The organism is Rubritalea sp. (assembly GCF_051252225.1).
Classification (GTDB): Bacteria; Verrucomicrobiota; Verrucomicrobiia; order Verrucomicrobiales; family Akkermansiaceae; genus Rubritalea.
This window is the reverse complement of record NZ_JBPOGE010000001.1, coordinates 419,139-431,074: the sequence shown is the minus strand read 5'-3', so window position 1 is coordinate 431,074 and position 11,936 is coordinate 419,139. Positions and strand designations below refer to the sequence as shown.

The window sequence follows — 11,936 nt, the reverse complement described above, 5'->3', positions numbered from 1 at the left end:
ATTCGAAAAATTGTGAGGGGCTTAGCTCAAAAGTTCATGAGTACTGAAATCCGAATCGACAGCAATTGACTATGCTCGAGATCGTCGAATTATAAGAGGAAATGACCCCAGAAAAATAAACATAATAGAGCTGGGTTCCGGCACAGCAGCAATGGATGGAGAGAAGTCTAAAGTAACCGGATCTGCCGTTACCACTGATGCCCCACTTTCAGTCAACGCAAGACGAGATGTAATTTTATATCGACCAGACTGGAGTTCCCTCTGCTCACTATAATCAGTAGTTCCAATCCCTGAACTAGCATTACTGTAATCGTAAATAACTGAATCCACTTGATTGCTTCCATCTAAGCTCTCCACAGTGACCTTTTGCAATAAATCTACAGGAACGGATGCCGATGGGTCAGACCAAGCCATATCTAGATCATATGCTCCGTCTATTTCGAAAATCATTTCAAATTCGATAAAAGCATCAACCTTAGCTGGTCCTAAAGACCCAGAACTATCTATGCTTAAATCATCCAAAGTGATTAAAATGTCATCAAAAGTCGTATCTGGCTGAATAATAATAAAATCAAAGCCTTTGTTAACAGCGACCCTAGAAGTGACATCAACATCTATATTCGAAAAATTAAAACTTTCATCGTTGTCACCAGCTTGCCTATTAATCCATGCAATACCTGTTGGAGGGTCACTGGGTATAACTGTTTCCGTACCTTCACCATCAATCAAAACTACCCCATTATTCGGGTACCCCATTATACCAACACCCAATTCAAAATTTAACACAGTCAATGATGCATGAGCTTGAGCTGAAAACAGCGACATACTCAAAACTATGAAACTTCTACAAATACGATTTGACCACATGCGATTCATGCATGCTTAAAAGCAGAAGAGTTAGATACGGTCAAGCCGAAACTAACAGAACACTTGATAGATCAGCGACTGTTAAAGCTTTGAGTTGCCTATATAAACTTAAATCTGGAAATCGCTGCTGGCATTGTCGAGGTGGAGACCACACTCAAATTTTTGACCGCCGTAGCGCGTTTCTTCAGCGCTCATTCCTTCTGTAGCTGGAATAGTGGAGTGCCAGTCACCCATGGTCACGTAGCCTTCGGCTTCGAGCGGATGGCGTGGAAGATCATGCATGTGATAGTACACATTCACTTGCGCGTCGGCCCAGTCGAGAATGGGGTACGCTTTAATAGTAGAACTCTGCTGTTCAGCAAATGGTCGGTCTTGGCGCGTGCTTGACTGCGCACGACGAAGGCCGCTGAGCCAAATGTCTGCGCCAATCTCTTTGATCGCACGATCCATTGGTTCCACTTTGTTGATCAGACCATATTTCGTGTTCCCTTCTTGCCCTTGCTCCCAGAGTTTCCCGTAGAGCGCCTCTTGGCGAGCAGCGGTGAGCTTTGGATTGTAAATGCGGAGGTCGACATCGAAACGCTCTATCAAGGTATCAATATACTTATACGTTTCAGGGAAAAGATACCCAGTATCGACAAATGCCACTGGCATCTTCGGAGCATTTTCACTGATCAAATGCAGCATGACAGCAGCCTGCAAACCAAAACTGGTGCTCGCCATCACGCGATCCCCATAGGTTTCATAAAGCCACTTGATACGCTCACCCGCTTTTTTGGCGCCGAGCTCAGCTGCAATAATTTCTGCATCTGTTAGTTTCTGTTCTGCTGCACTCATAGTAGAGATGTCTATAACGGCATCTTCAGAAGATCTAAAGATACCGCGTAGACGGTTCAAATAATTAGACGCTCAGATCTTAGTCTGAGCATCGGTCAATTAAGACGGAATTGCTTCCGGCTTGATGTTCTTGTGGAAATCCAAGCCATTGACAGTCGCTTCGACATAGCCTGCGCGAATGACAAAGTCACCAAAGCGCTCACCGTCTTCACGGTGTTTCGCGTAGTCTTCGATAATTGGTTTAAGGATTTCTTTCGCATCAACTCCGAGGATATCCTGACGGTAGAGCTTGTTAAGGCGCTGACCAGCATGACCACCACCGAGGTAGAGGTTATAGCGACCAGGACCGCGGCCGACGAATGCGATTTCTGAAAGGAATGGACGACCACAGCCGTTCGGACAACCAGTCATACGAATGGTGATTGCATCGTGACGTAAGCCACATTCTTCAACTACTTCTTCAAGCTCAGTCACGAGCACTGGTAAATAGCGCTCAGCTTCTGCAAGCGCGAGACCACATGTTGGTAGTGACACACAAGCGATAGAGTAGAGACGAAGCGCAGAGCGTTCATGACTCTTTAGAATATTGTATTTCTCTAGGATCGCTTCGATCTCAGGCTTCTGATCAGCTGGGATGTTTGAAATTGCTAGATTCTGGTTTGCTGTAAGACGGAATTCACCTTTCAACACTTTAGCTACTTCACGGAGGCCTGTCTTCACTGGGAACGCAGGAGAATCAACGACACGACCACCTTCAATAAAGAGGTTGAGATGCCAATTCCCGGTCTCATCTTCATGCCAACCAAAATTATCACCATTGGTAGTAAATTCGTAAGGACGCACAGGAGCGAGGTCGTACCCGAGGTACTCATTCACTTTTCCTGTGAACCACTCAGCACTGTGACTGTCGATAGTGTATTTCACACGTGACATTTTACGATCACAACGATTACCAAAATCACGCTGCACGAGCAGAATTTTTTCAGCAACATCTACCACCTGTTCTGGAGTACAGAAGCCGATTATGTCAGCGAGACGTGGGTAGGTTGTTTCCACACCATGTGTCATGCCCATACCACCACCAACGGCGATGTTGTAGCCGATGATCTTGTCACCGTCTTGAATAGCGATGAAAGAAAGGTCATTGGCGTGGATGTCACAGTCGTTTGACGGTGGGATCACGATCGCGATCTTAAACTTACGTGGAAGGTAGGTCTTGCCGTAGATTGGCTCGACTACTTCTTCAGACGAAATCACCTTTTCCTGATCGAGGAAAATCTCATGGTACGCGCCACCTTGTGGAAGGAGGTGCTCAGAAATATCCTGTGCCAGCTTCACCATCTCTGCGTGGGATGCGCTGAGGTGTGGGTTCGGGTTACACATGACGTTACGGTTCACGTCGCCACATGCTGCGATACAGTCGAGCGCTACTTTGTCCATTTCCTGAACTGTGCGCTTGAGCTGAGACTTGATCACACCGTGCAGCTGGAATGCCTGACGGGTGGTAAGCTTGAGAGTGTTGTTCGCAAAGTTCTCGGAGATCCAGTCCATATGCAACCACTGCTTTGGGGAGACCACACCACCGGGAAGGCGCACACGCATAAGGAAGCTGTAAGCTTTCTCTAGTTTGTGTTTGCGACGGTTTGCGCGGAGGTCACGGTCATCTTGCACATAGCAGCCGTGAAACTTCACCATCTGTGCGGATCCTTCAGAGATACCACCAGTAGATGAGTCAGCGAGTTCTTCAGCCAGAGTGCCACGAAGGTAGTTAGACTCCACCTTGAGATATTCGTTAACTGATAATTTTTGTTCTTCGCTCATGAATAAAATTTCTAATTTTTAAAGTTCTAGTTGAGGCGAAGCCTCTTAGTAAACGTCACGCTGGTAACGTTTTTCTTTTTTGAGGTTTTCGATATACGCTGCTGCGTCATCTGCTGACTTGCCACCGTGCTTCACCACGATGTCGATAAGTGCCTGGTTCACATCTTTAGCCATGCGCTCAGCATCACCACAGACGTAGAAGTAAGCACCAGCTTCGAGCCATTTGTAAATGTCTTCACCTTGCTCGAGCATCTTGTTCTGCACGTACACCTTCTCTGGCTGATCGCGGGAGAATGCAACGTCGAGCTTAGTAAGCGCACCTGATTTGAGATGATCTTGTAGCTCTAGCTGATAGAGGAAATCATATGTGTAGCGTTGATCGCCGAAGAAGAACCAAGTTTCGCCTTTGGCATCAGTTTCACCACGCTCTTCGATGAACGCACGGAATGGAGCAATACCAGTTCCTGGGCCAACCATGATGACAGGCTTGTTGGTGTCTTCAGGGAGACGGAAATTCTTATTCTTGTGCACGTAAACCTGCACCTTTTCACCAGCTTTCGCAGTATCGGCGATGTAGGTAGAAGCCACGCCCTTGCGCTGTTTCCCATGACCTTCGTAGCGTACTGCTGCGACGGTAAGGTGCACTTCACCTGGGTGAGCCTTAGGGCTAGATGCGATGGAGTAAAGACGCGGAGGAAGCTTGCGAAGAATGTTCACAAGAGCCTGTGCGCTGAGTTTCTGTACTGGATAGAGTTCGAGAAGATCAACGATCTCACGACCCCATGACCAATCCTTGAACTCAGCCTTTTTCTGGTCACTCACGAGAGTTCCGAGCTCATCACTCTTACAGAGTTCAAAATACTTTTTAGCAACCGCACGAGACAAGCCAGTGATATCGAGCTTGTAGGTCAGTGCAGCTTTGAGGTCACACTTGTCTTCGCCTTTAATCTCCACTTGCTCTGAGCCATTGAGACCTGCTGCAGCAAGAAATGCTTCGACAACTTCATCCGAATTAACTGGGACGACAGCTAACGCATCGCCAGCTTCGTAGTCGAGACCTGAACCTTCGAGATCTAGCTCAAGGTGAATCGTTTCCTTAGCCGAGCCTTCTCCATTAAGAATGAGATTCTCGGTCACTTCTGCTGGGAATGGATTCTTACGTCCATATTCCACTGCTGGAGCGCCAAAAGCTGCCACATCACCTACAGGCGCGGCAACCGCTTCTGCTGTACCTAGCGCTCCAAGTAGAGCGTCTCTCCATAGAGCGTAGGAGTCATCGAAATCGACATCACAGTCAACCCGATCAGCCACACGCTCAGCTCCGAGAGCTTCGAGGCGTGTGTCAAATTCTTTACCAGTCTGGCAGAATTTGTCATACGAAGTATCGCCAAGAGCACAGACTGAAAATTTCACACCTTTGAGATCCACAGCTTCAGTCATGAATGCTTTGTAGAAAGCATCCACAGCTTCAGGTGGTTCACCATCGCCCCATGTAGAAATGATAAGCCCGATGTGCTCAAACTTAGCGATATCCTTCACTGAAATATCAGCGAGGTTCTTCATCGTTGCTTTGATACCCTTTTTCTTAGCTTCTTTGACTGTTTTATCAGCAAGCGCCTCGGAATTACCTGATTCGGTACCGTAAAGGATGGTCAATGGCTTAGAAAGCGCAGGGACAGCTGCTACTGCACCACCTGCCGGTGCTGCAAGAAAACCGCTGAGCCACGCGCGCTGCTCAGCCGAAAACATAGCAATCAGAGCGTCGAGTGCGGCGCGCTGATTCTGTTCGAATGGTGCGTGAGATGGAATCATGATCGTGATCAATTGGTTAATACCTTACAAAGTTGCTTAGTATTGTTATGTTTACCTGCGCGAAGTAAACACTCGGATCCCAAAACGCGCAAGCTCTTTTGAAGGAAAGCTCAAGCAGTTGTATGAATCAGCCCCCTCAAATCCTCATATGAACTCTACTGATCGGCAGCGCCTCACGCATTTAGCGACGATGCTCAGAAGGACGGCATCCCACCCACTTACGAAAGACATTCGAGAAGTGAAAAGCCGAATTGTAACCAACAGATTTCGCAATGTTTTCAATTTTATCATCGGTGGTAGATAGCTGGTTACTGGCCTTCTGCATTCTCAAAAATGTCAAATGCTGCATAGGACTGCGTCCTAGCTGTTTATTGCAGAGACGTCGGAGGTGCTCCTCACTCACACATGCTAGTTGAGCAAGATCAGCAAGAGTCCAGTCTTTATCCAAATGCTGCTCAACAACATTCCATACTTTCCACATCCGATCATCCGATTGATGAGGCTGGGCGAAGCTCAAAACATATTGATGAATGAGTTCTGTCCATAAATGGTTAGAAGCTGCCGAAGCCTGGGCACTACATTCAGCATGCAATCCGAGAATAGCATACTTGAGAGCCATACCATCAAATGCGCCACTCACTGGTGATATTTCAGAGACGATAGGTTTCGTATCCTTAGACTCAATATAACGCACCCAGCAGAACTCCCATTCCTCCCCCTCGATCGCCTTAAAAGAATTCCCCACGAAAGGTGGTAAAAGACAGGCCTCGCCAGCTTTTACTCTTTTCCATCGACCATCAGCCAGCACCATCCCTTGCCCTTTGGTACACGCAAACATGAAAGTGCCCGATTGCTCAGACCTCGAAACAGCCAGGCCTTCACCGGCCCTCATAACTGCTACATGAAGAATATTATGATGCGATAGCGTCTTACAGACAGGAGCCTTCAGTAGCCACTCACGGTCATCGTCTAAAGCTGCTCTCACAACATCAATGTGCGCCCCCTGACCAAAATCACGGAAATTGTCTATCGTTTGGCGACCTTCATTCGAGCTATCCATCTCTAACCTTTATGCAAAATGATTCTCCAGTGGTCAACTGCCAAGCCTGTAATCAATCATGACCATCAATACACACATATAATTAATTAAGCCACAGCAGCATACTATTGCGCGAACATCTAAATACCAGTATAATGGCAGATACCCCCCGCACCAATGAATCCCCCCAAACACCCAAAAGGTGTGACTCTCATTGAACTCACGGTTGTGATCTCAATGGTACTCACATTATTATCCGGACTATTTGTAGGAGCATCTTACTACCGCGACTCAGCCAGCCAAGCAGCTTGTATTGCTCAAATTTCTCAAATCCAGAAAGGAATTAGGAGCTACCAAAATCTAGAATCACTCAATTACGGTGATGCTATTATTGAAGCTGACGTCATCGGCTCTAACAAAGCAATCGGCGCAATACATGAATGCCCATTGGGAGGTAATTACATCCTACTGAATGTCATCCCAAACCCAGGAACTCCCTTCGCTCGCTGTGAAACCTACGGAAGCTCTCCGCAAGAGCACTTTCCAGCTAACACAAGTCTGTACTAACACTTTTTAGGCAACTATACACTGAGTAATAGTCCGCTGCATCACCTCTTCCTTTGCTTCGATTTGCTTGAGCAGCGCTATCTGCACTCTTGCTCGATCAAGGTTATGCTGATCTCGCTCCACCTTGAAATACATGTCACCTTCAAGAAAATCAGTCAAAAATCGAATCGCCACTTCTAAGGTGATTACTTTACATCCCGCTACAAGGTTCTCAATCTCAGTAGCGGTGAGGCAGCTACATCCATTGATATAGCCTTTAGCTATAGCCTCGAACATCTCCATCCTCATATCCACTAGACGAAGATCCTTCTCGTCTTCAGCCACCGGACTTGTCGCAGTACGAACTAAATCACCAAAGTCATAGGCAGTAAGACCCGGCATCACGGTATCGAGATCGATCACACAAACGGCCTTATCCGTCTCAGTATCCATCATCACATTATTCAGCTTCGTATCATTATGGGTCACCCGTAGCGGCAAATATCCACTCGCCTGCTGTGAGACTAAATGAGAACAAAGCTCCTTCCTGGCCGAGATAAACTCAACCTCAGCCTCAACCTGATCGAGCCTCCCAATTGGATCCTCATGAATCACCTCCATTAAGCGCTGAAAACGTTTCGGTGTATTATGAAAGTCAGGAATTGTTTCAACTAAGCTCATAGCATCGAGATCACTCAGTAAATCCTGAAACTGCCCAAATGCACGTGCGGCCTCATACGCCTGATGAGTATTTTGCGCCACATCATAACTACAACAACCTTCGATGAAATTGTAACAACGCCAAACACCTCCACGAGCATCCTCAGCATAATATTCCCCATTATGAGTCGGATACAACTTCAAGCTACTGCCCGTTGAAATCCGCACCTTTGAACTAATGTGACTCGTCACTTTCTCTACATTTTGAATCACAGCAATCGGGTCCTTGAACACGAACTCGTTCACACGCTGTATTACGTAGCGATTCACCTCACCCTCGTCACTACGATAACTTGCTTCATAAGTCGCATTGATATGACCAGCATGAATCTCTCGTCCTTCGACAAACACTCCATCAAGTACAAATGCCTTACCAATAGATTCTATGGTTTCCTCAAGCGGCTGAGTCAAAGCTGTGCGTTTTTTCAAAATATAAAAGAGTGAATTCTGAAACACATTTGACCTACAGTAGAGAAACTCTGCAATCGAAAAGCATCACCCATGAACGAATAAACCCTGTAGTTCTAAAAGAACTACAGGGTTTTCCCTCATAAAAAAGTTACACCTCCCAATGTAACTTCCTAGAAAAATGGTGGGCAGAGAAGGATTCGAACCTTCGTACACTTACGTGAGCAGATTTACAGTCTGCCGCCTTTAACCACTCGGCCATCTACCCATCGTAGAAAGTTTCAGAATCTTGCGATCCTGCGGTTGTCACCCCTTGCGAGGCGGGGGATTTCTAGGACGGTTCGAAGAGATCTGCAAGTTAAAAACGTTACTTTTTTGAATTATTTTTCTCTGCTATTGCACAGCAGCTATTTCACGATGAAACTTCAGGCATCAATGGAATTCACTGCTGAAATTCAAAAGCGCAATATCCAGTTCATAGCCAAACAATTAGGCTTCTCTGACTGTCGGATTGCCACAGTAAAACGCGCCACTCACGCCGATCGCTACCTCGACTGGGTCGACCAAGGTTGTGCTGGAGAAATGGCGTGGCTTGAAAGAAATAAACACAAAAGAGTGCACCCAGGTGAAGTTTTAGAAGGCGCGCGCTCTATTGTTACGCTTGCGCTCAATTATTACCCTGGTGAGCAAGCTACTACAGATGACTATAAAATCGCTCGCTACGCTTGGAATGACGACTATCACGACCTCATTGAAGAAAAGCTAAGCGACCTCGACCTTGCTCTCAGTGACATGGGCGGGAAACAACGCTATTATGTCGATACTGGCCCAGTGCTTGAGCGCGACTTCGCTAACGATGCCGGACTTGGCTGGAACGGAAAATCTACCGTCCAGATTCACCCAAAATTCGGCACGTGGTTTTTCCTCTGTGAGCTCATCACTACATTAGAACTAGAGCCTGACAAACCTTTTGGGGATCACTGCGGCAAATGCACACGTTGCATCGACAACTGCCCGACCAATGCCATCACCGGCCCGCGTGAAATGGATGCTCGTCTCTGCATATCCTATTTAACTATCGAGCATGGCGGCAGTATCCCAGAAGAACTCAGACCACTCATCGGAGATCGTATTTATGGCTGCGACGTCTGTCTCGATGTCTGCCCTTGGAACCGTTTCGCCAAGATGAGCCAAGAAACAAAACTCCACGCCCGCCAAGAAATATTTCAATATTCCCTACGCGACTTCGCCAAAATGGACGTAGAGAGCTTTCGTAAGACATTTGCAAAATCCCCAATCAAACGCATCAAACACAACCGTTTTATTCGTAACGTCTGCGTTGCCCTAGGCAACACAGGAACCACAGACGATTTAAAGCGGCTACAAGAACTTAGCGAAAGCACTGACGCGCTCATAGCCGAACACGCCCAATGGGCTGTCACCCAAATTGAGCAAAGAAATAGCTAGCACCTTCAGAGCACCAAACCCTATTTCTTAAGATCACCTATTGCCCACTGGATCCCGTTCAGATAAATAGAGAGAACTTTAGGATTCCAGTAAATATGGTCGTTGTGACCAAGCGAGCAGTAAAAGACGCGGCCTTCACCATAAGATTTAGTCCAGCTCACCCCAAAGTCACCATCCTTACGCTTGATACCCTTTACGTCCATATTTGTTGTCTCTGTATCTAAACGGAGTAACATATCTAACTTAGAGGAATCGTAAGGCGCCTTGTGCTGGTAGATCTCTTCCTTAAAGTTGAGTGGCTCACCATCACTCATTGCGGCAACAATCGGATTACCCTTGGCTGAGTCATCTAGTTTAATACTCACATCTGTCTTCAGAGTCCACGGGTGTCCATCGAAATACCCCCCAATGATTTCGCCATATTCAGCCCAATCATAGAAAGTATCTGTGGCTGCGTGAATCCCGATAAAGCCCCCTCCATTTTTGATGAAATCCGCAAGATTTTGCTGTAATTCTTTTTCTTTGGCTAAAACTTCTTTCTTTTGCTCCGCATCAAGCAACTTGAACTTCGTTTTATGCGGGCGGAACACCTCACTCGTCGTGTTGTTGAAGCAAATTGCATCAAACTCGGAAATTTTATCCTTCTCAAAATTACTTAGATCATCACTTACGAAAGCTTCATAAGCTCCAGTCTTTTCGCCCATCATAACTAAGGTTTTATTACCGAGCTCGATCGATTTGTGCCGGTAACCATTCGTTCTACTAAACACTAAAAGCTTACGCTTCTCCTTAGGCTTTACCACTTCTTTTGGAATGGCTGCTTCTACTTTTGCCAGACTTTCCTCAGAAAGCTGCTTCTTGCCTTTTTTTGCCGCAATACCTACAGCAATACCTAATCCGGTCAGCGCAACTAACAATGGAAGTGTTCGTGATTTCATTACTTAGAGCAATACTACATTCCATCTCATGCCACTAATAAAAAATGGCACACAGAACGAATCCTGTGTGCCATTTTGCGAAATTATACTCTCAGAATTAATGCGCGCGGCAGAACTCTTCGAAACGAGTGACACCCTCATTGAGGACATCAAGTGTGGTACAGTAAGAAATGCGGATGCAGTTATCATTACCAAATGCAATACCTGGGACTGCTGCCACGCGGTAGCGATTCAGAAGCTTATCACATAAGTTAACTGACTTCATACCAAGCTGCTCACAGTTCACAAAGAAGTAGAATGCTCCTTCTGGCTCCACAACACTGATATTTGGAATAGCTTTAAGACGAGCAAGCATGAACTGACGGCGAACATCGTATTCAGCTCGGAGGTCTTCCACAAAGGTACTTTTCTGTTCGAGAGCTGCGAGACCGCCATATTGAGCGAAAGTACACGCGTTAGAAGTCGTGTGACCCTGAATCTTGCTGATTGCTTGAGCGATTTCCGCTGGAGCTGCGATCCAACCAAGACGCCATCCAGTCATGGAGTATGCCTTGGAGAAACCACCTACAGTGATAGTTAGGTCGTAAAGTTCCTTAGAAAGAGAAGCAATAGATACATGCTTCGCGTCTCCATAGAGAAGGTGTTCGTAGATTTCGTCAGAAAGAATAACGATGTCTTCGAGAAGAGCAACATCACCAAGAGCTTTCAACTCATCAGCCGTGTAAACAGCTCCAGTCGGGTTACCAGGAGAGTTGATGATGATCATTTTAGTGAGACCAGTCATGTTTTCTTCGAACTCCTCAGGAGTAAGCTTCCAACCATTTTCCTCTTTAGTCTCAACGATCACAGGAACGCCACCTGCGAGGCGTACCATTTCAGGGTATGAAACCCAGTATGGTGCCGGGATAATGACTTCGTCACCTTCTTCGACCATCGCCATGATAGCATTCATGCAAGAGTGCTTAGCACCGCTATTCACGATTACTTGGCTAGCCTGGTAATCGAGCTTATTCTCGACCTTTAGCTTCTTCGCAATCGCTTCACGGAGCTCAGGAATACCCGCTGCTGGAGTGTACTTAGTTTTACCGTCCTGAATCGCCTTAATAGCGGCTTCTTTGATGAAGTCAGGGGTGTCGAGATCAGGCTCCCCGCCTGCAAGACCGTACACTTCCTCGCCTTTTGCTTTCATTGCCTTAGCCTGATTTGTGATGCTAAGAGTCAGCGAAGGAGTGACCTGTGTTACGCGTGATGATATGCTTTCCATGATTGACGTTATATTAAAAATGTTCGCATCCAAGAGGCGAAGTCAATGCATGTTGGCTCCCCCTCTGGAGTCGATGGATTTATTAAAGCATCCCACCTTTCTTGCAAGAGAAATGCCTATCTAACAGGCGAAATCTTCTAGAACTCAGAACAGTGACTCGCAGAATCCCGACTCTAAACCTATCACAGCTAATAAAATCGAGCATAACTGAATATGC

10 protein-coding genes and 1 tRNA gene are annotated in these 11,936 nt (G+C 46.4%); 2 read left to right on the top strand and 9 right to left on the bottom strand.

What is annotated here, in order from left to right; all coding sequences use genetic code 11:
* Nucleotides 1-69 precede the first annotated feature (69 nt).
* The 5 genes from ACSHX2_RS01915 to ACSHX2_RS01895 form a co-directional block, all read right to left on the bottom strand.
* Entirely contained in the window at nucleotides 70-876 is an 807-nt protein-coding gene (locus ACSHX2_RS01915; RefSeq protein WP_435690031.1) for a hypothetical protein, read from the bottom strand.
* Between the two features lie 99 nt (nucleotides 877-975).
* Nucleotides 976-1,764 carry a phosphoadenylyl-sulfate reductase gene (locus tag ACSHX2_RS01910; RefSeq protein WP_435690030.1) on the bottom strand — a complete coding sequence of 263 codons (789 nt, stop codon included), beginning with the start codon at nucleotides 1,762-1,764 and terminating at the stop codon, nucleotides 976-978.
* Between the two features lie 39 nt (nucleotides 1,765-1,803).
* Complete coding sequence (locus ACSHX2_RS01905) at nucleotides 1,804-3,525, bottom strand: NADPH-dependent assimilatory sulfite reductase hemoprotein subunit (protein ID WP_435690028.1); 1,722 nt, start codon at nucleotides 3,523-3,525, stop codon at nucleotides 1,804-1,806.
* A gap of 45 nt (nucleotides 3,526-3,570) precedes the next feature.
* The gene (locus tag ACSHX2_RS01900; RefSeq protein ID WP_435690026.1) at nucleotides 3,571-5,337 is read right to left on the bottom strand and encodes an assimilatory sulfite reductase (NADPH) flavoprotein subunit; all 1,767 of its coding nucleotides are present in this window, start codon (nucleotides 5,335-5,337) and stop codon (nucleotides 3,571-3,573) included.
* Nucleotides 5,338-5,518: 181 nt separating this feature from the next.
* Nucleotides 5,519-6,397: an AraC family transcriptional regulator gene (locus tag ACSHX2_RS01895; RefSeq protein WP_435690025.1), complete on the bottom strand. Its 879-nt coding sequence runs from the start codon at nucleotides 6,395-6,397 to the stop codon at nucleotides 5,519-5,521.
* 156 nt (nucleotides 6,398-6,553) lie between these two features.
* Here ACSHX2_RS01895 and ACSHX2_RS01890 point away from each other — a divergent pair, with 156 nt between their 5' ends.
* The gene (locus ACSHX2_RS01890) at nucleotides 6,554-6,943 is read left to right on the top strand and encodes a type II secretion system protein (protein WP_435690024.1); all 390 of its coding nucleotides are present in this window, start codon (nucleotides 6,554-6,556) and stop codon (nucleotides 6,941-6,943) included.
* Nucleotides 6,944-6,949: 6 nt separating this feature from the next.
* Here the strand turns inward: ACSHX2_RS01890 and ACSHX2_RS01885 are convergent, their stop codons facing one another.
* Complete coding sequence (locus ACSHX2_RS01885) at nucleotides 6,950-8,071, bottom strand: phosphotransferase enzyme family protein (RefSeq protein WP_435690023.1); 1,122 nt, start codon at nucleotides 8,069-8,071, stop codon at nucleotides 6,950-6,952.
* A 161-nt stretch (nucleotides 8,072-8,232) separates the two neighbouring features.
* Nucleotides 8,233-8,318, bottom strand: a tRNA-Tyr gene (locus tag ACSHX2_RS01880).
* A gap of 149 nt (nucleotides 8,319-8,467) precedes the next feature.
* Between ACSHX2_RS01880 and queG the strand changes: the two genes are divergently transcribed.
* Nucleotides 8,468-9,517 (top strand): tRNA epoxyqueuosine(34) reductase QueG, encoded by a 1,050-nt coding sequence (gene queG, locus ACSHX2_RS01875; RefSeq protein WP_435690021.1) that lies wholly within the window; start codon nucleotides 8,468-8,470, stop codon nucleotides 9,515-9,517.
* A gap of 20 nt (nucleotides 9,518-9,537) precedes the next feature.
* Here queG and ACSHX2_RS01870 read toward each other — a convergent pair whose 3' ends face one another.
* Both ACSHX2_RS01870 and ACSHX2_RS01865 read right to left on the bottom strand, forming a co-directional pair.
* A complete protein-coding gene (locus ACSHX2_RS01870) occupies nucleotides 9,538-10,455 on the bottom strand; it encodes a ThuA domain-containing protein (protein WP_435690020.1) in 918 nt (305 codons plus the stop codon).
* A 97-nt stretch (nucleotides 10,456-10,552) separates the two neighbouring features.
* A complete protein-coding gene (locus ACSHX2_RS01865) occupies nucleotides 10,553-11,719 on the bottom strand; it encodes a pyridoxal phosphate-dependent aminotransferase (protein WP_435690018.1) in 1,167 nt (388 codons plus the stop codon).
* Nucleotides 11,720-11,936: the final 217 nt, after the last annotated feature.

Bases quoted from the DNA above. Each gene is read 5' to 3' on its own strand.
- ACSHX2_RS01895 (WP_435690025.1), bottom strand. From the start codon at position 6,397: ATGGATAGCTCGAATGAAGGTCGCCAAACGATAGACAATTTCCGTGAT.
- ACSHX2_RS01865 (WP_435690018.1), bottom strand. From the start codon at position 11,719: ATGGAAAGCATATCATCACGCGTAACACAGGTCACTCCTTCGCTGACT.
- queG (WP_435690021.1), top strand. From the start codon at position 8,468: ATGAAACTTCAGGCATCAATGGAATTCACTGCTGAAATTCAAAAGCGC.
- ACSHX2_RS01890 (WP_435690024.1), top strand. From the start codon at position 6,554: ATGAATCCCCCCAAACACCCAAAAGGTGTGACTCTCATTGAACTCACG.
- ACSHX2_RS01900 (WP_435690026.1), bottom strand. From the start codon at position 5,337: ATGATTCCATCTCACGCACCATTCGAACAGAATCAGCGCGCCGCACTC.
- ACSHX2_RS01905 (WP_435690028.1), bottom strand. From the start codon at position 3,525: ATGAGCGAAGAACAAAAATTATCAGTTAACGAATATCTCAAGGTGGAG.
- ACSHX2_RS01915 (WP_435690031.1), bottom strand. From the start codon at position 876: ATGAATCGCATGTGGTCAAATCGTATTTGTAGAAGTTTCATAGTTTTG.
- ACSHX2_RS01870 (WP_435690020.1), bottom strand. From the start codon at position 10,455: ATGAAATCACGAACACTTCCATTGTTAGTTGCGCTGACCGGATTAGGT.